This is a genomic window from Pantoea sp. B270, from assembly GCF_018726825.1.
Classification (GTDB): domain Bacteria; phylum Pseudomonadota; class Gammaproteobacteria; order Enterobacterales; family Enterobacteriaceae; genus Pantoea; species Pantoea dispersa.
Window position 1 is genome coordinate 1,448,922 of sequence record NZ_JAHCSX010000001.1, and the last position, 16,508, is coordinate 1,465,429.

At 54.6% G+C, this 16,508-nt stretch carries 24 protein-coding genes; 14 read left to right on the top strand and 10 right to left on the bottom strand.

Annotation, left to right across the window (positions count from 1 at the left end; translation table 11 throughout):
• Positions 1-126: 126 nt before the first annotated feature.
• Positions 127-1,059 carry a flagellin gene (locus KOL70_RS07000; RefSeq protein WP_058757414.1) on the bottom strand — a complete coding sequence of 311 codons (933 nt, stop codon included), beginning with the start codon at positions 1,057-1,059 and terminating at the stop codon, positions 127-129.
• A 235-nt stretch (positions 1,060-1,294) separates the two neighbouring features.
• Here KOL70_RS07000 and fliD point away from each other — a divergent pair, with 235 nt between their 5' ends.
• The 4 genes from fliD to KOL70_RS07020 all read left to right on the top strand — a co-directional run bounded on the left by fliD (position 1,295) and on the right by KOL70_RS07020 (position 4,330).
• Complete coding sequence (gene fliD / locus KOL70_RS07005) at positions 1,295-2,701, top strand: flagellar filament capping protein FliD (RefSeq protein ID WP_021509890.1); 1,407 nt, start codon at positions 1,295-1,297, stop codon at positions 2,699-2,701.
• A gap of 12 nt (positions 2,702-2,713) precedes the next feature.
• A complete protein-coding gene (gene fliS, locus KOL70_RS07010; RefSeq protein WP_021509889.1) occupies positions 2,714-3,115 on the top strand; it encodes a flagellar export chaperone FliS in 402 nt (133 codons plus the stop codon).
• 2 nt (positions 3,116-3,117) lie between these two features.
• On the top strand, positions 3,118-3,477 hold the full coding sequence (gene fliT / locus KOL70_RS07015) for a flagella biosynthesis regulatory protein FliT (RefSeq protein WP_058771163.1): 360 nt from the start codon (positions 3,118-3,120) through the stop codon (positions 3,475-3,477).
• A gap of 178 nt (positions 3,478-3,655) precedes the next feature.
• On the top strand, positions 3,656-4,330 hold the full coding sequence (locus tag KOL70_RS07020; RefSeq protein ID WP_058757411.1) for a class I SAM-dependent methyltransferase: 675 nt from the start codon (positions 3,656-3,658) through the stop codon (positions 4,328-4,330).
• A gap of 69 nt (positions 4,331-4,399) precedes the next feature.
• On the opposite strand, the gene yedD is transcribed toward KOL70_RS07020, so the two are convergent.
• Entirely contained in the window at positions 4,400-4,861 is a 462-nt protein-coding gene (gene yedD, locus KOL70_RS07025; RefSeq protein ID WP_058757410.1) for a lipoprotein YedD, read from the bottom strand.
• Positions 4,862-5,068: 207 nt separating this feature from the next.
• Here yedD and KOL70_RS07030 point away from each other — a divergent pair, with 207 nt between their 5' ends.
• The 4 genes from KOL70_RS07030 to KOL70_RS07045 all read left to right on the top strand — a co-directional run bounded on the left by KOL70_RS07030 (position 5,069) and on the right by KOL70_RS07045 (position 8,889).
• Positions 5,069-6,613, top strand: a complete 1,545-nt coding sequence (locus KOL70_RS07030; protein WP_058757409.1) for a methyl-accepting chemotaxis protein — start codon at positions 5,069-5,071, stop codon at positions 6,611-6,613.
• A 9-nt stretch (positions 6,614-6,622) separates the two neighbouring features.
• The gene (locus KOL70_RS07035; protein WP_215480441.1) at positions 6,623-7,915 is read left to right on the top strand and encodes a sugar ABC transporter substrate-binding protein; all 1,293 of its coding nucleotides are present in this window, start codon (positions 6,623-6,625) and stop codon (positions 7,913-7,915) included.
• Between the two features lie 73 nt (positions 7,916-7,988).
• Positions 7,989-8,312, top strand: coding sequence for a DUF6388 family protein (locus KOL70_RS07040; RefSeq protein ID WP_215480442.1), 324 nt, complete (start codon positions 7,989-7,991; stop codon positions 8,310-8,312).
• A gap of 337 nt (positions 8,313-8,649) precedes the next feature.
• On the top strand, positions 8,650-8,889 hold the full coding sequence (locus KOL70_RS07045) for a DinI-like family protein (RefSeq protein WP_021509882.1): 240 nt from the start codon (positions 8,650-8,652) through the stop codon (positions 8,887-8,889).
• A gap of 17 nt (positions 8,890-8,906) precedes the next feature.
• Here the strand turns inward: KOL70_RS07045 and KOL70_RS07050 are convergent, their stop codons facing one another.
• Positions 8,907-9,173 carry a hypothetical protein gene (locus KOL70_RS07050; RefSeq protein WP_215480443.1) on the bottom strand — a complete coding sequence of 89 codons (267 nt, stop codon included), beginning with the start codon at positions 9,171-9,173 and terminating at the stop codon, positions 8,907-8,909.
• 183 nt (positions 9,174-9,356) lie between these two features.
• Between KOL70_RS07050 and KOL70_RS07055 the strand changes: the two genes are divergently transcribed.
• Positions 9,357-9,983 carry an acyltransferase gene (locus KOL70_RS07055; protein WP_215480444.1) on the top strand — a complete coding sequence of 209 codons (627 nt, stop codon included), beginning with the start codon at positions 9,357-9,359 and terminating at the stop codon, positions 9,981-9,983.
• Positions 9,984-10,007: 24 nt separating this feature from the next.
• Here the strand turns inward: KOL70_RS07055 and KOL70_RS07060 are convergent, their stop codons facing one another.
• The 3 genes from KOL70_RS07060 to KOL70_RS07070 form a co-directional block, all read right to left on the bottom strand.
• Complete coding sequence (locus tag KOL70_RS07060; protein ID WP_152999265.1) at positions 10,008-10,517, bottom strand: hypothetical protein; 510 nt, start codon at positions 10,515-10,517, stop codon at positions 10,008-10,010.
• Between the two features lie 82 nt (positions 10,518-10,599).
• Positions 10,600-10,929 carry a hypothetical protein gene (locus KOL70_RS07065; RefSeq protein ID WP_248295873.1) on the bottom strand — a complete coding sequence of 110 codons (330 nt, stop codon included), beginning with the start codon at positions 10,927-10,929 and terminating at the stop codon, positions 10,600-10,602.
• Positions 10,910-11,299: a hypothetical protein gene (locus tag KOL70_RS07070; RefSeq protein WP_031280179.1), complete on the bottom strand. Its 390-nt coding sequence runs from the start codon at positions 11,297-11,299 to the stop codon at positions 10,910-10,912. Before KOL70_RS07070 ends, KOL70_RS07065 begins: the two co-directional genes overlap by 20 nt.
• A 141-nt stretch (positions 11,300-11,440) precedes the next feature.
• On the opposite strand from KOL70_RS07070, the gene KOL70_RS07075 reads away from it, so the two are divergent.
• Positions 11,441-12,076: a S24 family peptidase gene (locus KOL70_RS07075; protein WP_215480445.1), complete on the top strand. Its 636-nt coding sequence runs from the start codon at positions 11,441-11,443 to the stop codon at positions 12,074-12,076.
• 56 nt (positions 12,077-12,132) lie between these two features.
• On the opposite strand, the gene KOL70_RS07080 is transcribed toward KOL70_RS07075, so the two are convergent.
• On the bottom strand, positions 12,133-12,381 hold the full coding sequence (locus KOL70_RS07080; RefSeq protein WP_021509875.1) for a hypothetical protein: 249 nt from the start codon (positions 12,379-12,381) through the stop codon (positions 12,133-12,135).
• A gap of 243 nt (positions 12,382-12,624) precedes the next feature.
• Here KOL70_RS07080 and KOL70_RS07085 point away from each other — a divergent pair, with 243 nt between their 5' ends.
• Positions 12,625-13,836, top strand: a complete 1,212-nt coding sequence (locus KOL70_RS07085; RefSeq protein WP_058757401.1) for a diguanylate phosphodiesterase — start codon at positions 12,625-12,627, stop codon at positions 13,834-13,836.
• Between the two features lie 39 nt (positions 13,837-13,875).
• Here KOL70_RS07085 and KOL70_RS07090 read toward each other — a convergent pair whose 3' ends face one another.
• Both KOL70_RS07090 and KOL70_RS07095 read right to left on the bottom strand, forming a co-directional pair.
• Complete coding sequence (locus KOL70_RS07090) at positions 13,876-14,097, bottom strand: hypothetical protein (RefSeq protein WP_021509873.1); 222 nt, start codon at positions 14,095-14,097, stop codon at positions 13,876-13,878.
• Between the two features lie 241 nt (positions 14,098-14,338).
• The gene (locus KOL70_RS07095; RefSeq protein ID WP_371824652.1) at positions 14,339-14,680 is read right to left on the bottom strand and encodes a biofilm/acid-resistance regulator YmgB/AriR; all 342 of its coding nucleotides are present in this window, start codon (positions 14,678-14,680) and stop codon (positions 14,339-14,341) included.
• 460 nt (positions 14,681-15,140) lie between these two features.
• Between KOL70_RS07095 and KOL70_RS07100 the strand changes: the two genes are divergently transcribed.
• The 3 genes from KOL70_RS07100 to KOL70_RS07110 all read left to right on the top strand — a co-directional run bounded on the left by KOL70_RS07100 (position 15,141) and on the right by KOL70_RS07110 (position 15,955).
• On the top strand, positions 15,141-15,341 hold the full coding sequence (locus tag KOL70_RS07100) for a hypothetical protein (protein ID WP_058757398.1): 201 nt from the start codon (positions 15,141-15,143) through the stop codon (positions 15,339-15,341).
• A gap of 169 nt (positions 15,342-15,510) precedes the next feature.
• On the top strand, positions 15,511-15,696 hold the full coding sequence (locus tag KOL70_RS07105; RefSeq protein WP_058785645.1) for a hypothetical protein: 186 nt from the start codon (positions 15,511-15,513) through the stop codon (positions 15,694-15,696).
• Between the two features lie 85 nt (positions 15,697-15,781).
• Entirely contained in the window at positions 15,782-15,955 is a 174-nt protein-coding gene (locus KOL70_RS07110) for a hypothetical protein (RefSeq protein ID WP_158251397.1), read from the top strand.
• 45 nt (positions 15,956-16,000) lie between these two features.
• Here the strand turns inward: KOL70_RS07110 and fliE are convergent, their stop codons facing one another.
• Positions 16,001-16,312 (bottom strand): flagellar hook-basal body complex protein FliE, encoded by a 312-nt coding sequence (gene fliE / locus KOL70_RS07115; RefSeq protein ID WP_215480446.1) that lies wholly within the window; start codon positions 16,310-16,312, stop codon positions 16,001-16,003.
• Positions 16,313-16,508 lie beyond the last annotated feature (196 nt).

The following is a 16,508-nucleotide window of genomic DNA, read 5'->3' on the forward strand; positions in this document are numbered from 1 at the left end:
GGCAGCCGCTGCGTAAGCTTTAATGATGATTTCATTAAAATTAAGCGGTAAGTAACGATCGAAGAAAATCTCAGCAGCAGAAATAAAAAAGGGCCCCATGCGGGGCCCGGTCTGTGCGCGAGAGAATTAACGCAGCAGAGACAGCATGGTCTGTGGCACCTGGTTGGCCTGTGCCAGCACCGAAGAACCTGCCTGCTGCAGGATCTGCGCGCGCGACATGTTCGACACTTCTGTCGCGTAGTCAGAATCCTGAATACGGCTGCGCGCAGCTGACAGGTTGTTCACGGTGTTGTTCAGGTTGGTGATGGTTGACTCAAAGCGGTTCTGTGAGGCACCCAGCAGGCTGCGCTGTGAGTCAACAGATTTGATGGCCGCATCGATGTCTGCCAGTGGCGTGGTGCCGGACGCTGCGCCAGACGCGCCGCCGGTGACTGCGCCTTTCAGCACGTCAAAACCAACGGCTTCAGTAGAGCGCGCGGTACCGTTAACGGTATCGCCTGAGGTCATCGCACGGGTGTTCAGTGCGGTGCCGCTGGTGCCCGCTTTCGCCAGGTTGTAACCATCGCTGGAGCTGATGGTGATAGCGATGGTTTCGCCATCTTTTGAACCCACCTGGAAGCTGTAGTCGGTAGAGCCGGAACCGGTGTTCAGCACTTTGATGCCGTTGAAGTCGGTCTGCGACGTTACGCGGTTGATCTCTTCCATACGCTGGTTAACTTCAGCCTGGATGGAGTCGATGTCTGAGGCAGAGTTCGAGCTGTTCTGCGCCTGTACGGTCAGGTCACGTACACGCTGCAGGTTGTTGTTGATCTCGGACAGCGCGCCTTCAGCGGTCTGAGCCAGTGAGATACCGTCGTTGGCGTTACGGGCAGCAACGGTCAGGCCGTTGATGTTAGAGGTGAAGCGGTTAGCAATCGCCTGACCTGCAGCATCATCTTTGGCGCTGTTAATACGCAGACCAGAAGAGAGACGCTCAATAGCGGTACCCAGAGAAGCCTGTGACTTGGACAGGTTGTTTTGCGTGGTCAGCGACAATGTGTTGGTATTGATAACGGCCATGATAAATTCCTTGAGTCAATGAGTTGAGATTCTATCGGGCTTTTGGCCCGAGGCCATTCAGCTTGCTTTGGTTATCGTCGGTGCCTGAGAAAACCTTAGCTATTTTTTTAAACCCCGAAAACAGGCCCTTATCCCTTCTTTATTTGCCTCATTGTTTTTTTATATTTTGTCTAATATTTTTCCGCTCACTGCCGATACCCTCCTCAGTGATTATCCACCTATAAAGGATTACAACATGGCAAGTGTAAGTAACCTCAATGCTGGTAATAGCCTGGGTTTGAGCGATCTGTATGACCAGCTTGAAACGGCAGAAAAAGCCAACCTGACGCCAATTACAAATCAGCAAACCTCTTATAAAGCCAAGCTGACAGCATGGGGCGTCGTGCAAACGGCACTGGCGAAAGTCCAGACAGCTGCCGCAGCGCTCAAAGACACATCTGCAATTGCCTCAACAAAAGTCAGCAGCACCAACACCGCGTTCACCGCCACGCTGGCCAATGATGCGGCGGCCGGTAACTTTTCGGTAGAAGTCACCCAACTGGCTAAAGCGCAGTCGCTGCTGTCGAAAAGCGCGACCAGTAAAGATGGCGATTTAGGCGATTCCAGCCTCGCCTCGCGCACCATCACCATTACGCAACCGGGTCAGAAAGACCCAATGACCATCACGCTGAGCAAAGATCAAACCAGCCTGACGGACATTAAAGATGCGATTAACAAACAGCAGGGCAGCGTTACCGCCAGTATTATCAAGTCCGATGACAATACCTATTATCTGGCCCTGACCTCGCGTGATACCGGCACCACCAACGAGATGACGGTTTCTACCGATGACAGCGCCCTGGCGCAGTACATTGGTTTTACCAAAGGTGGCAGCAGCAATGGTATGACGGAGCAGGTGGAAGCAGCCGATGCCAAACTGAGCATCAATGGCGTCGCCATCACCCGCAGCAGCAACACCATTACTGATGCGCCGGAAGGCGTCACGCTGAACCTGACTAAAACCAACACTGGCAGCCCGGAAACCTTATCCGTCACCAAGGATAATGCGCCGATGATCGCCGCGGTGCAGGCTTACGTTGACGCGTACAACTCGCTGCAGACCACCATCAGTAACCAGACCAAATACACCGCCGTGGATCAGGGCAGTACCTCGCAGGACTCCAGCAATGGCGATCTGTTAGGTGATGGCACGCTGCGTAACATTCAGACCAGCCTGCGCTCCAAGCTGTCCACCAGTGCCCAGAGCGGCGGCAGTATTTCTCTGCTGTCACAGATCGGCATTACCCAGGATGTGAATGGCAAGCTGACCGTCGACAGCACCAAACTGAACAAAGCGCTGGATGAAAAATCGGCGGATGTGGTCAGTTTCCTGTCCGGTGACGGCAAAACCACCGGCTTTGCGACGCAAACCAGTAACTATCTGGATCAGATTTTAGGCAGCAATGGCTCTGTACAGAACGCCACTGATGGCATCAATAAAACGCTGAAAAAACTGTCTGACGATTACGATCGGGTAAACGCACAGATTACCGCCACTATGGCGCGCTACAAGACCCAGTTCACGAACCTGAATACGCTGGTCTCATCCATGACCCAGACCCAGAACTATCTGACGCAGCAGTTCGCGAACATGAGCAGTTAACAGGAGTTAAATATGTACGCTAAATCGGGAACGCAGGCCTACGCACAGGTCGGTCTGGAAAGTGCCGTGTTAAGCGCCAGCCCACATCAGCTGGTGGTTTTATTGTTTGATGGCGCGCTCAGCGCCATGAAGAAAGCCACCATTCTGATGGATCAGGGCGACATTCCCGGTAAAGGCCAGGCGCTGTCGAAAGCCATTAATATCATTACTAATGGCTTACGCGCCGGGCTGAATCATGAAGCCGGTGGAGAGATTTCTGCCAATCTGGATAATCTTTACGAATACATGACCCGCCGTCTGCTGGAAGCCAACCTGCACAACGATCCGGCAGCGATTGCGGAAGTCGAGCGCTTGCTGAGCAACATTGCCGACGCGTGGAAACAAATTGGTCCTCACGCCGTTCAGGAAGCGTAACCATGACTTCAGATAACGACCTGCTGCAGGGGTATCAGCGTTTGCTCAGCCTGAGTAATCAGATGTTGAAACAGGCGCGCCAGGGGCACTGGGATGATTTAGTGGCCAATGAGGCAGTTTACGTGAGCAGCGTTACGCTCGTAGCGCGCGACCGTGATACCTCCGCCCTGCCTGCTGCGCTGCGTGTCCAGTTACGGCCTATGCTGAAGCAGGTGATGGACAATGAGCTTGAGATTAAGCAGTTGATGGCGACCCGCATGGAAGAACTGCGTTCGCTGGTCCAGCAAACCACGCAGCAACAGAAAGTCACCAACGCGTATGGTCGTTTTTCCAGTCAGGTGCTTTATCCCAGCGATTTATAATCCTCTCTGTCAGGGAGACGCTGTTCTCCCTGGATTCTTACCGCCCCCGCCATGCTAAGCGTTTAATTACCCCCTTAAACTGAGCCTTATTACCGCCTTGAATGATGGCAACTGTGGCACATTTAACGCAGACCTTTTCAGCCTTGCCGGCTGTATTCTCTCTTTATAAGGCAACGACATGCTCGATATCGCGGATTTAAAAGTTTTTTTTCAGGAGCCTGAAATACAGCAGCTCATCGATGACACCTGGGATAAGGTCGGTGATGCTCTGGCACAGGCGCAGGCAGAATTACCGGCAGAGCTGGCCATGGCGCGCCGTGAACTCTCTTTCCATAGCCATGTAAAATGCCTGGGTTATCTTTGCTGGTTACTCGAGCATAATAATGTGGCGGGTGACATCATTGAAATCGGCGTGTGGAAAGGGAAATCGACGGCTTTCATGAATGAAATTTGCCAGCATAAACGTCGCATTATCAGCATCGATCCCATGGAGCTGGCAAATCAGGAAAGTGAGCTGCGCTTTTATCACGAAAAGCTGTTTCCCCAGGTTAATCTCATCCGTGGCTACTCTGAATTAAGTATTGAGCGAGTGCAGGCCCTTAATCCGCGCACCGTATTACTGCATATTGACGGTGGACACGAAGGCCGCCATGTATTGCTCGATTTCCTGTTATATTCGCCCACCCTGGTGCAAGGCGGCTTTATCGTCTTTGACGATTATCGCGATCACCAGTATTCACCGCAGGTCGGTCCTGCTGTGGATTTATTACGCGCGGGTGGCTATTTTAATGGTTTCGATGTGATTGGCAGTTTGCCCGGCTTTGAAAACAGCTATTTATTGCAGAAGCGATAACCGTTCCAGCCTGATGAAATGTCCTCTCCCGCAGCCGGGAGAGGAAGAAAAGCATTTCAGCTCTGTCCTTTATTTCTCTGCCGTGACCGGCCTGAGAATCTGCGGCTCAATATCCTGAATCACCGCGTCGCCAGGACGCTTTGCCACTTCGTCCAGCGCCTGCTGGCACTCGACGGTTGGGCGATCCACTTTACGCAGCGTCAGGCCATCGTAGTGCAGTTCACCGTTCTCCAGCGAGAGCGGCATCACGCGCGCCTGACGGTTAACGTTAACCCAGTCATCATCCAGGCGCGTCAGCTTGCCCGGTTTGGCAATCACCCGCTGCCACTGGCGGCAGTCGAGGGTAGTGCCATCAGCGCTGACGATCAGGCTGGCCATAGCCTCGCTGCTGATCAGCTTGCTCTGCGGTCCCATCGTCTGCCAGTTACCCTGCAGTTCCAGCGGTGCCGGGGTTTTTACCGCTTCGTCATAACTGTTGATTTGCGCACAGCCGCTCAGCGCCAGCGCGGCCAGTACCATCCACTTTTTCATCTTCGGTCCCTACACTCGCATCAATGGCGGCTACGTTATAATGTTTTCCCGGCGTGACGCAAGGTATCTGCGGTGGAATCCCCCTTCTCTTTCTCCGGCGCCCTCAAGCTGTTCAACTCTTCGCCGATAACCTGTTGTGAAGTCTAAAGCACCTGCACCCATAACAATATTGACGACTTACTCACCCTGGTTTCGGAGAACGCTGTTATGCGATTGACCCTTCGTGCACGTCTGGCTGCGATTGTCAGCCTGCTGTGCCTGTTACTGATTATTGCTGCCGTCTGGGGAATTATCGGCCTGCGCGCTGCCGATCAGCGCGCGCAGAATGCCTATCAGAACGAGTTGCTCCCGCTGCAATACTCTTCACGCCTGTACCGCATGGTGCAGGAGCAATCCGCTACCCTGTTCGATGCGCTGCGCTACTGGACCGACAGCAGTGAAGTAGAAAAACGCCTGGCGCGCATTGCGCAGTACGGTCAGCAAATCAACGCCGATCGCCATACCTGGCAGCAGCTGGCGTTTGATGCGCAGACCAAACCGCTCAGCCAGCGCTTCCTGACCCATCTCGACGGCTGGCAGGGTGCGCTGCACGAAGCCGGTGAGCTGCTGAAAGGCGGTAACCCGTCCGCCGCACTGGTGGTCATCGAAACCCGCCTGCGCAGCGGTAGCCAGTTGCTGCAACAGGACATTGACCAGCTGGATACGCTGATGCGGCAGCATGCGCAGACGGCCTGGCAGCAGGGCAACCGCGACTACCTGCTGGCACGCAATAGCCTGATCGCCATCCTGCTGTTGGGTCTGAGTCTGGCGCTGGTCTCCGGCTGGCTGCTGATCCGCTCGATTAACCGTTCCATCGCCCAGGCGCGCGAACTGGCGGATGCCATTGCCGGCGGCGAGCTCAATCACCGTATCGGTACGGTAACGCGCGATGAGATGGGTGAACTGATGCAGGCGCTGCTGCGCATGGATGTGCGGCTGGCGGAGATCGTGCGCGAGGTGGGCGAAAGTGCCCATGCACTGAGCGATGCGGCACGGCAGATGGCGGATGGCAACGACGATCTGTCGGAGCGCACCCACGCGCAGGCCAGTTCGCTGGAGCAGACTGCGGCCAGTATGGAGCAGATGACCGCCACGGTGAAACACAACGCGGACAACGCCGCACAGGCCAACGAGCTGGCAAGCGATGTGCGCCATCAGGCCGAGCGCGGCAGCGGTGTACTGCGCGACGCGGTAAGTGCGATGGAGGAGATTGAATCCTCCAGCAAGCGCATCGCGGATATCAACCGCGTAATTGATGAAATCGCCTTCCAGACCAACCTGCTGGCGCTCAATGCGGCGGTGGAAGCGGCGCGCGCCGGGGAACAGGGACGCGGCTTCGCGGTGGTGGCGTCAGAGGTGCGACAGCTGGCGCAGCGTTCGGCCGGTGCAGCACAAGAGATCAAAGCGCTAATCGATGCCAGCGTGGGTAAAGTCGAAGCCGGCAGCGCGCTGGTGCAGCGCTCTGGCGAGATGCTCAACGACATCAACCACGGCGTGGCGCGCATGGTGGATATCGTTGGTGAGATCGCTGTGGCCAGCCGCCAGCAATCCAGCGGCATTGAGCAGGTGAACACCGCAGTAATCCAGATGGACGGCGCCACCCAGCAGAATGCATCGCTGGTGCAGCAGGCCAGCGCGGCCAGCCAGACGGTGAGCCAGCATGCCGGTTTGCTGGTGGAAAAAATGGCGTTCTTCCGCCTGCAGCAGCCATAAGGAGCCGCCATGAAGCGTACCATAATTGCGCTGCTGGCCGCGCTGCCGCTGCTCAGCCAGGCCGCCACCACGCTCAATATCGCCACCATTGCCAATGGTGACATGACTATCATGCAGCAGCTGTCGAGCCGTTACGAACAGCAGCATCCGGACGTGAAACTGCAGTGGCACGTGATGGATGATGGCGCCCTGCGCCAGGCGGTGCTGGCAGCCATGAACAGCGGTGACGCAAAATTTGATGTGATTACCGTGGGTACCTATGAAGCGCCGCTGTGGGGTAAAAAAGGCTGGCTGGCGCCGCTTAATAACCTGCCGCCAGAGTATGACAGCGACGATCTGCTGACGCCGGTGCGCAAAGCACTGTCCTGGCAGCAAACGCTGTACGCGCTACCGTTTTACGGGGAAAGCAGCATGACCTATTACCGCAAAGATCTGTTTGCGGCGAAAGGGCTGACCATGCCGGACGATCCCGACTGGACCGACATCAAAAATTTCGCGGCGAAACTCACCGATCCTCAGCACGGTATCTATGGCCTGTGCCTGCGCGGCCAGCCCGGCTGGGGCGATAACGTGGCCCTGCTCACCACCATGGCCAACGCCTATGGTGCGCAGTGGTTTGACGATCGCTGGCAGCCGACGCTGAATTCGCCAGAGTGGCGTGAGGTATTGACCGATTATCTGGCGATGGTGAAACAGGACGGTCCGCCGGATACGGCCAGCAATAGCTTTGGCCAGATCCTGCGTCTCACCGCACAGGGAAAATGCGCGATGTGGATCGACAGTACCGTCGCCGCCGGGCTGCTGATTAACCCGCAGATCTCGCTGGTAGCGGACAAGCTGGCGTTTGCGCCGGCGCCGGGCGGCATTACGCGCAACGGCTCGCACTGGCTGTGGTCGTGGGCGCTGGCAGTACCGGCTAACTCACCGCAGCGCGCCGCCGCCGTGGACTTCATCAGCTGGGCGACCTCGCGGCAGTATATTCAGCAGGTCGCGGATACCGTCGGCTGGGGAGCGGTGCCACCCGGCAGCCGCAACTCAACCTACCAGCAGCCAAACTACCAGAGCCTGGCGCCTTACGCCGCTCAGGTGCGCAGCGCGATTGAATCCGCCACCGTCGATCAACCGACATTGAACACCGTACCTTACACCGGTGTGCAGTACGTCAGCATTGCTGGCTTTGATCAGATGGGTAACGCCGTCGGGCAGAATCTGGCGGCGCTGCTGCAGGGCAAGCTGACGGTGGACCAAACGCTGGAAAAAAATCAGCAGGACGTGACGCGCCTGCAAGCCGCACAGCAGTAAACATTCGGGGTTCCTGACAAGTCGCCGTGTGCGGGTTACACTAACGCGCAATTTGACCGGCAGGAACCCCCGAATGAAAACCCCTGAAGAGTATTACGCCCTGGCCCGCAGCCTGTTTTTCACCGCCCACCCTGATTTTCAGTCCGCGCTGGATGAACTGAGTGAGAGTGATGCGGGCGCCGCCAATATGTCCCTGCGTGAACTGCGCGCGTGGCACGCCGAGCGCATTTATGCCGCGTTTCTGCGTCAGAAGAAGCTCGACGGCATGCTGTTCTCCATCCAGCTGGCGGAACCGGATAAAGCAGTTGCTGCACAAGCGATTGAAACCTATCTGAAATCTCACGCGGAAGCGTTAGGTATGACGTGGGAAGAGTTCTGTATTAAGAACGAGTTATAAGCGATGCACTGATAAAAAGGCGATCGGAGAGAAATTTCCGGGGAAAAAGTTGTACAAGATGGAAAAAGTTGTATAACTTATTACTCACGACGACTGTCGTCGATTGTCCTTGAACGAAAGGTGCTATTGCACCGCCTCTGGAGGTGTTGCTGGATTTCCACCTCCAGAGGTTCGATTTTTTGCGTGCGCCCTCTGCTTTTACCCGCTTTACTCCCCTGTCGTTGCATCTTTACGCCGCGCTGTTTCACCCGTATGAAAATAATTGCCGCCCTGCCGCTTGTCACTGGTTTTATTTACAGTAATATGACGCTCCCACTTTGATTACTGGAATGCCCTGATGTTTGTGGAGCTGATTTACGACAAGCGCAACGTAGCCGGTTTACCGGGCGCGCGCGAAATGATTTTGCAGGAGCTGGAGAAACGCGTGCAGCGCGTCTTTCCGGATCTGGAGGTGCGGGTTAAGCCGATGGAGCGAAACGCCATCGAAACCGATATGAGTAAAAACGACAAGGCGACGATTGCGCGTATTGTTGAAGAGATGTTCGATGAAGCCGAGATGTGGCTGGTGGCCGATTAGGCCACCAGCAGCCGCGCTTAGCTTTCCTGCTCGCTGTGATTGATGTCGATTTCCAGATCCTGAATCGCCTGATCGATATCATCCAGCAGCTGTCCCTGCTTGTTGATCAGCGCATCAAAACGCGTGGCGTACTCTTTATCCTTATACTCCCCGGCATCAAAGGCCAGCCAGTGGCTGGAAAGCGTCTCAGTGTTGGTCTGCGCATAGTGACGCATCTCTTTTAGCTGTGAGGTGACATCACGCAGGTAGTCAGTTTTGGTTTTGATTGCCTCTGTATCACTCATGCTATTTTCCTTTTTGCTGATAAAGCCAGTTAAAATAACGCCTGAGCAATTAAAGTTAGCAGATAATAGCGAAGCCGCCTGCAGAATTATCTTAACTTACTCTCCATTCCTGGCTGATTGCGATGAATTGACGTCAGATTTAGCGCTTTTCTTCCGCTACAGACTGTTGCCTTCGCACCTATAATGGCACACCAGCCCCGATCATCCGGAGAATGCACTGTGTCGACAGAACCTTTCAATCCTGGTTATTACACCGAACATGAGCTGAACAGCTTCGGCTTTAAACACGTCGGCAGGCAGGTCATGGTGGCAAAAAACTGCACCATTATTGGCCTGCAAAATATCACTCTTGGCGATCACGTGCGCATCGACGGATTCTCGACCCTCGTGGCTGCCGGCGATGGGTATCTGACGCTTGGCTCCTACATTCATATTGGCGGTTACTGCGCCGTACTGGCGGGTGCCGGTGTGGAAATGGCGGATTTTTCGGGGCTTTCGCAGGGCGTAAAAATCTACTCGAAAAGTGATGACTACAGTGGGGAATTCATGACCAATCCCACCGTGCCTGCCCACCTGACCGGCGTCACCTCGGGGAAAGTGGTGCTGGGCCGACATGTCATCGTCGGTTCGCAATCCATTATTATGCCGGGCCTTACGCTGGCAGAGGGAACCGCAGTAGGCGCCAATTCACTGATAACGCGCGATACCGAAGCGTGGTCGATCTACTTCGGCTCGCCCGCTAAAAAGATTAACAGCCGGCAGCGAAACCCGCTGGAACTGGAAAAGCAGATCTCGCGACCGAACGGGTGATCAGGGCATCCCTGCCCGTCTGAATTACAGATACTTCTTCGCCAGCGCAATAAGTTCATCCTTCGCGGCGCTGCCCAGCTTCAGCACACCCTGTTCAACAAAGCTGAAGGCCTGGACAAAGTCCTTCACCCCGGCGCTGATATCCTGCGCCACCGCATCGCTGGCGGCGGTCGCAGCAGCCGGCGCGTCGGGGACAGCAACCGGTGCGGCGGCCTGCGCATTGCGCACGCCAGGCGTGGCTGCCGCCGAGGCGCCTGCGCTGGCCGAGCCGTTCGCCAGCGTATCCTGCGTTGCCAGCTGCTGATCGAGATCGACCGGAGCATCCGCATGAAACGGTTGCTCAGCGCTGGCGGGCGCTGCCGGTTGCGCAGCTGGCGTTGCGGCTGCCGGCGGCGTTGCTGGCTGGGCAACGCTATCAGTTGCGCTGTCAGCGGCAGCTGGCGCGCTGGCCGTTTCGTTGGCAAAACTCTCCAGCGGTGACAATTCCTGTTGCGCCGCAGCGCTGGTTGGGTTGATGACAGTTTGATCGCTCATAATTTTCTCCTTATTGCTAAATAAAGACCGCAGTTGCTGCAAACGGACTGCGATCCGCTCAGTAATACGCATCAGGTCCTCCTTAGCGCCGCGGCTGTGGCGCGGTTTGCTGACCGGCCGGCGGCGTGGAGGGCGTTGAGGTGTGGCTGGTGCTGCGCGGCGGCTGGGCATCCAGCTTTTTCTGCAGCTCAACCAGCTGGCTGGTCAGTTCGGCGACCTTTGCTTCGCGTCGATCGGAGATCGCCCGGTACTGCTGGCGAATCTCCTCCACGCGCCGGTTGGCGTCGTTATTAACGTAAAGAAACAGAATGGTCATCGCCACACACAGCAGCGATAACAGCATCAGCAGGCCACCCAGCATCAGATGACGGCGGTGGCTTCGCACCAGCAGTTCACTGTTTATCTGCACCATCGCGGTTCTCCTCCAGAGTGGTGATCAATTGATTAATCTGGCTGCGAAACTTATCGCTGTGCTCGGCTTCGGTGGTCGCCAGCAGGATACCGAGTGCGTTCTTAATCAAACGCAGATCGGTCTCCAGCGATGAGATACGCCGCAGGTTTTTGTCGTGACGGATACGCAGTTCATCGTTTTCCTGGCGCATCAGCGCATGGCTCTCCTTGAGAAGCAGCACCTGCTCTTTGTAGCTGGTGATGATCTCGCCGCCCGCGCGATTGCTGGTGACGATAGACGCGATCCCCGCCATCAGGGGTTTCCAGAACACCGCTGCCGCGCCACCGCCAAGCAGCAGTGCGCCTACGCTGGTGACCAAACTACTCTCCATGCCCTACCTCTCTCACCTGGCGAGGGTTAGCCGGACACCCCGCTGACCTCCCTCGCCAGTATCACGGCCAGCGGCATATTTAAGTTTACTTTAAATAATGATTTTAAGTATACTTAAGTCAAGCCTGGAGGAGTTGTCAAGATGATGAAAAAAGAATCTGGTGGTGAGCGCATTCGCCAGCGCCGTAAGGCACTGAAATTAACCCAGCAGGCGCTGGCCAATGGCATTGGCGTGTCGCACGTTGCGGTTTCGCAGTGGGAGAAAGAAGAGACGGTGCCGCGCGGTGAGCATCTGCTGCGGCTGGCGGAGTTGCTGCAGTGTAGCGCGGCGTGGATTATTGATGGCGACGGCCAGCCGTTTGCCAGTACGCACGCTTCCCCCGCTCTCACTGCCGTGCCGCTGGTCACGCTGGTGCAGGCCGCGGACTGGCTGAATGAGCAGCGACTGCAGTGGCAGCAGCAGGCTGTCCGCTTTCTTTACAGTGACGAAGCACTGAGCGACGGTGCGCTGGCGGTAACGCTGGAAGATGACGCCATGAACCCGGCGTATCGCGCCGGCGACCGGTTGATCTTTGATCCGCAACGCGTGCCCCAGCCGGGTGATGTGGTGCTGGCGCGGGTAGATGACGCCGCGATGGTGCGAATTATTCGGATGCACGACGAGCAAATTTTCTCGTTACGGCCGCTGAACGAAGATTTTCCCGTGCAGCAGAGTCAGAAAAGTACGCTGGAACTGATTGGCACGCTGGTGGAAATGCGGCGGCGCGGCAGCCGCTGAAGCAGCAAAAAACCCGCCACGCGGCGGGTCAAATCCAACAAAGACTACGGCAAAAATCACAACGTGTCGGTGAGATGATCGACGATCACCCTTCCCTCGGGATCGGTTTGCGTTATACGGTAACTAACGCGATAAGAGCGACGGTTACTCAGTTTATCGAACAGCGCCACGCTGCCCTTTTGCTCACCGTTGGCACCGACAATGTGCCATTCGGTGACATCTTCCTGTCCACGGTTGTGCAGGCGTAACAAGCTCTGCTCAACTAAACGATCGCTTTCATCAATCTTCAAATAATCACGCAACATATTTATCACCTCCGGTTAACCCGGCTAACGATACGCTTTTCATTTATCCTTTCAATCGAATTTATTTATCGTTAACCTCGCTGGCCAGCGGTTGAGTAAAAATTCCCCCTGGCGTGAGCCGCCAGCCGCTTCGGTTAAGTGGAATTTAATAAAATAGTTAACGATTACGCGTCTCAGCGCTGGACAGATCCTGCCGTCTGGCTGTTAATGTAAGGCAAAATAACGATAGCGCCGGACAATCTCATGCTGACTACCATCCTTTACCGCAGCCATCTCTATGATCACGTTCCCATCAAAACGCTGGAGGATATGGTTGGCAAAGCCAATAAGAAAAACGAAGTTTCAGATGTCACCGGCATTCTGTTATTTGATGGACGGCATTTCTTCCAGCTGCTTGAAGGGCCCGATCAGGCCGTTCAGGGCATTTACGACCGTATCTGCCGCGACGCCCGCCATCACAATCTGGTGGAACTGATGCATGACTTCGCGCCAGCCCGGCGCTTTGGTAACGTCGGAATGGAGCTGTTTGACCTGCGCGAGCACGACAAATCCAGCGTACTGCAGGCGGTGCTGGATAAAGGCACGTCGCGTTACCAGCTGACCTATGACGACCGTGCACTGCAGTTCCTGCGCACCTTCGTTGAGGCGCGGGAAAAAGAGAACTATTTCGAGATCCCGCCGGCGAATACCTGGGAATTTATTACTGATGCGGAAAGCCAGCGTCAGCTGGAGAGTCTGCAACACTATGTACAGGATTGCCGGTTTGCGTTTCAGCCGATTGTTGATCCCTTCTCGCGGCGTATTACGGCCTATGAAGCGCTGATTCGCACGCCGGACGGCGGTTCACCGCAGGAGTACTTCTCTGCGTTTGGCGGCGATGCGATTTACCACGCCGATATTCAGTCCAAGAGTCTGGCCTTCAACCTGGCGAAAAATCTCGGCCTCGGCGAGCAGACGCTGACCATCAATCTGCTGCCGATGTCGCTGGTCACCGTCCCGAATGCGGTGGATTTCCTGCTACAGGAAATCGCGGCCAACGGTCTGGTACCGGAGCAGATCGTGGTGGAAGTGACGGAGAATGAAATCATCTCGCGTGCTGAAGAATTTACGGCAGAAGTAAGAAAACTTAAGGCGGCCGGTATCAGCCTGGCGCTGGATGACTTTGGTGCCGGGTTTGCGGGGTTGTCGCTGCTGTCTAAATTCCAGCCGGATAAGATCAAAATCGATCGGGAAATCATCAGTGACGTGCACAAAAGCGGCCCAAAACAGGCGATTGTGCATGCCATTATTAAGTGCTGCGCTTCGCTGGAGATCGCGGTGATTGCTGAAGGCGTGGAGAAAGCAGAGGAGTGGATGTGGCTGGAAGCGGTGGGTGTCAGTCAGTTCCAGGGCTATCTGTTTGCCCGTCCGCAGTTTAATGGTTTTCCGGCGGTGGCCTGGCCGGAGATCAAGTAACTGCACACGCTGACCGCCGTGATTACGGCGGTCACGCGCCTAACACTCAGTCTCGCGTGCCGGTTCCTCCAGCCGTTCACTGAGCACCACGTATTTCATCAGCTCAAACGTGCGCTGCGTCATTGGCACCGCGCTGCACGGGCGAAACCAGCCAAACTGCTTCTGGTACAGCCACACTTCCGGATAACGCTCGCCATCTTTAATCCAGTAATAACCATCATTCATAGGTTTGCCCAGCGGCCTGCGCCGCGAATCAGACATTCATGCGTGCCTGATAAAGTGATACGCCCTCTGGCGTAATGAGTAACCCTGCTTGCATGAAAGCTTACTCCAGCTAAATACTGTAGCAGAGAATAGAGGCAATTGTGCATTTCACGCTGGGCTTATTCAGGCAGGAAACGAGACGCGAAGAGAATAAATGCCCCTAAGCTAAGGGGCGAAACAAACAGGCAACTAAACGTCCGTGTTTCGGCAATGGAGTGGAGTACGACAGACACAGGTTTCAGGAAGCGATATCGTCAGGCGTGCGCTGAATAATAAGTTCCAGTGCCTGGCGATAAATATCCAGCTGAACCACGTCATGTTCAGACTCTAATCGCTCCAGCAGCGCCAGAATAATATCTTTATTGCTCACACGCAGTTTCACCGCCGCCAGCTGTTTGTAAATCAGCGCGATGACCTCTTTTTCACTGGCATATTCTGAACCCGCGTGCTGGAAATATTCTGACAATTGAGACTCTGCTGACGCCAATGCATTCTGTTCCATAACAAGCCTCATCGGGTGAGCTGCAGTGCAAACTGCAGTGATTAATCGGTTACTCAGGTTAAATTTTTGAATCAGCACAGGTAAAAAAGCAGCCTCTGAAAGTGGAAATCCACAACACCTTCAGAGGCGATGCAAAGCATCATTCGTTACGTGTGACTGACTGCCACAAGCGAGAAGTTATACAAAGATGGAAAACTTGTACAACAATTTAGTTAGCATTTCGTGTGGTCAGAGGAGATTTGCACAATAATTTCGCCATTCTCTTCAACAATAAATCACCATTTTCGCAGGAAAAATCATGCAGTTAACCTGAATAAAATATCAGACGCTGTGCTAAGCCTCTCTTTCTGCTCAACAAAATTATTTTTACTCCTTGCTGACGCGTGCACTTCTATACAGCCCCCATAAACTTGTACAACTTTGCAAAACTGTACAATTTAGCCGTTCTGCGTGTAGAGTGTGAAAACGATTACGGTCGCCAGAAACGGCCAGCGATCAGCTAAAATTCATCACAACAAAACCCCTGCTGGAGAGAAAGATGAAACAACACGAAACCAACAAGGAGCGTAAAAACGAGGGCGAGGTACACAAGGGTTTACCGGAAGCCGCGCCGCATGCAGGTAATGCTTATGAGGAAGATGATCATCCAGCCCATGATGATGCTCGTGAGCACGGCGAAATCCCGCGTACACGCGATGACAGTCAGGATGACAAAAAAGATCCTTATCAGGATCAGTAAAATACCTTCGATGATATCTGGACCGACCCACCGGATGTTATTTTCGTGGCCGCTGACTGCTGGCGTTAATAAGCGAAGCGGCAACCGAGATTGATCATTGAGTTTAATTAAGACATTATTTTGCGGAAATTAGAGAAGGCGTGCCTTCATTCATTTCTGGAGAGCACTGATGGATACGGGTTTTTACTGGGTAGGCAGCAGCACAACTGAGCCTGAGGTATGGTACTGGGATGCTGGACGCGGTTTTTATCGCCCGATGGAGCCGATACCGCTTTCTCTGCCTCGTTTTAAATCTGCAGGTTTTAAACTTCTCAGTGGCAAACTGATGCCACCGGAAGAGGTGCAATCTGCTTAGGTTTTCGTCTGCAGGTGAGAATATTGTCAGTTACGCTGTTAAGCGCAGCGTAGCTGAACTATATTCCTGTGAGGAGGACATGATAATGCAGGAAGGATTTTATTGGGTGCAGCGCGGCGCAGAACAGCCAGAAGTCTGGTTTTTCTCAACCAGTGGAGAAGGTGCCTGGTTTGAACCCACCAAAAACGATGCCATCAGCAAGCAACGCTTCGCTGAACAGGGCTACAGGACGATCAGCGAAAAACTGTCACTGCCCTGACCCTGACGAAACCGCCTCTCTCAGGCGGTTTTTTATTGCGCGCCGCTAGACCTGCATGCTCATGATCTCGCTGTAGGCATTCACCAGCTTGTTACGCACCTGAATCCCCATCTGCATCGAAATCGACGATTTCTGCAGATCGACCATCACATCATTCAACTGGATGCCCGGTTTACCCAGCTCAAAATCCTGCGCCTGACTGCGCGCAGCGGTCTGGGTGGCGCTGATTTTATCCAGCGCGGCTTTCATGATGGCACCAAAATCGAGCTGACTGGCGGACTCGGTCGGTTTGCCACTGGCCTGCAGTGACGTCAGCTGCAGCTGCTGCAGTACGCCATCTATTGCCTGAATTGACATTGCCTGTACCTCATAGATGAAGGGTTCTTTTTTTCACGGAGGAAAAGTTAACACACTGTCAATAGGACAAAGGCGCTAAATGACTGCAAAAAACCCGGCTTATCCAGCCATCGAAGTGACACGATTCATCAAATAATGCCAGGCATTAGATTGGAATTTCATTTTTTCCCCTACCCCGTCGGCCAGCTACACGGCA

Bases quoted from the DNA above. Each gene is read 5' to 3' on its own strand.
- KOL70_RS07000 (WP_058757414.1), bottom strand. From the start codon at position 1,059: ATGGCCGTTATCAATACCAACACATTGTCGCTGACCACGCAAAACAAC.
- KOL70_RS07085 (WP_058757401.1), top strand. From the start codon at position 12,625: ATGCTGACTACCATCCTTTACCGCAGCCATCTCTATGATCACGTTCCC.
- KOL70_RS07105 (WP_058785645.1), top strand. From the start codon at position 15,511: ATGGATACGGGTTTTTACTGGGTAGGCAGCAGCACAACTGAGCCTGAG.
- KOL70_RS07055 (WP_215480444.1), top strand. From the start codon at position 9,357: ATGGCACACCAGCCCCGATCATCCGGAGAATGCACTGTGTCGACAGAA.
- KOL70_RS07065 (WP_248295873.1), bottom strand. From the start codon at position 10,929: ATGGTGCAGATAAACAGTGAACTGCTGGTGCGAAGCCACCGCCGTCAT.
- KOL70_RS07070 (WP_031280179.1), bottom strand. From the start codon at position 11,299: ATGGAGAGTAGTTTGGTCACCAGCGTAGGCGCACTGCTGCTTGGCGGT.
- KOL70_RS07110 (WP_158251397.1), top strand. From the start codon at position 15,782: ATGCAGGAAGGATTTTATTGGGTGCAGCGCGGCGCAGAACAGCCAGAA.
- KOL70_RS07030 (WP_058757409.1), top strand. From the start codon at position 5,069: ATGCGATTGACCCTTCGTGCACGTCTGGCTGCGATTGTCAGCCTGCTG.
- fliD (WP_021509890.1), top strand. From the start codon at position 1,295: ATGGCAAGTGTAAGTAACCTCAATGCTGGTAATAGCCTGGGTTTGAGC.
- fliT (WP_058771163.1), top strand. From the start codon at position 3,118: ATGACTTCAGATAACGACCTGCTGCAGGGGTATCAGCGTTTGCTCAGC.
- KOL70_RS07080 (WP_021509875.1), bottom strand. From the start codon at position 12,381: ATGTTGCGTGATTATTTGAAGATTGATGAAAGCGATCGTTTAGTTGAG.
- KOL70_RS07035 (WP_215480441.1), top strand. From the start codon at position 6,623: ATGAAGCGTACCATAATTGCGCTGCTGGCCGCGCTGCCGCTGCTCAGC.
- KOL70_RS07060 (WP_152999265.1), bottom strand. From the start codon at position 10,517: ATGAGCGATCAAACTGTCATCAACCCAACCAGCGCTGCGGCGCAACAG.
- KOL70_RS07100 (WP_058757398.1), top strand. From the start codon at position 15,141: ATGAAACAACACGAAACCAACAAGGAGCGTAAAAACGAGGGCGAGGTA.
- yedD (WP_058757410.1), bottom strand. From the start codon at position 4,861: ATGAAAAAGTGGATGGTACTGGCCGCGCTGGCGCTGAGCGGCTGTGCG.
- KOL70_RS07075 (WP_215480445.1), top strand. From the start codon at position 11,441: ATGATGAAAAAAGAATCTGGTGGTGAGCGCATTCGCCAGCGCCGTAAG.
- fliE (WP_215480446.1), bottom strand. From the start codon at position 16,312: ATGTCAATTCAGGCAATAGATGGCGTACTGCAGCAGCTGCAGCTGACG.
- KOL70_RS07090 (WP_021509873.1), bottom strand. From the start codon at position 14,097: ATGTCTGATTCGCGGCGCAGGCCGCTGGGCAAACCTATGAATGATGGT.
- KOL70_RS07045 (WP_021509882.1), top strand. From the start codon at position 8,650: ATGTTTGTGGAGCTGATTTACGACAAGCGCAACGTAGCCGGTTTACCG.
- KOL70_RS07050 (WP_215480443.1), bottom strand. From the start codon at position 9,173: ATGAGTGATACAGAGGCAATCAAAACCAAAACTGACTACCTGCGTGAT.
- KOL70_RS07020 (WP_058757411.1), top strand. From the start codon at position 3,656: ATGCTCGATATCGCGGATTTAAAAGTTTTTTTTCAGGAGCCTGAAATA.
- fliS (WP_021509889.1), top strand. From the start codon at position 2,714: ATGTACGCTAAATCGGGAACGCAGGCCTACGCACAGGTCGGTCTGGAA.
- KOL70_RS07040 (WP_215480442.1), top strand. From the start codon at position 7,989: ATGAAAACCCCTGAAGAGTATTACGCCCTGGCCCGCAGCCTGTTTTTC.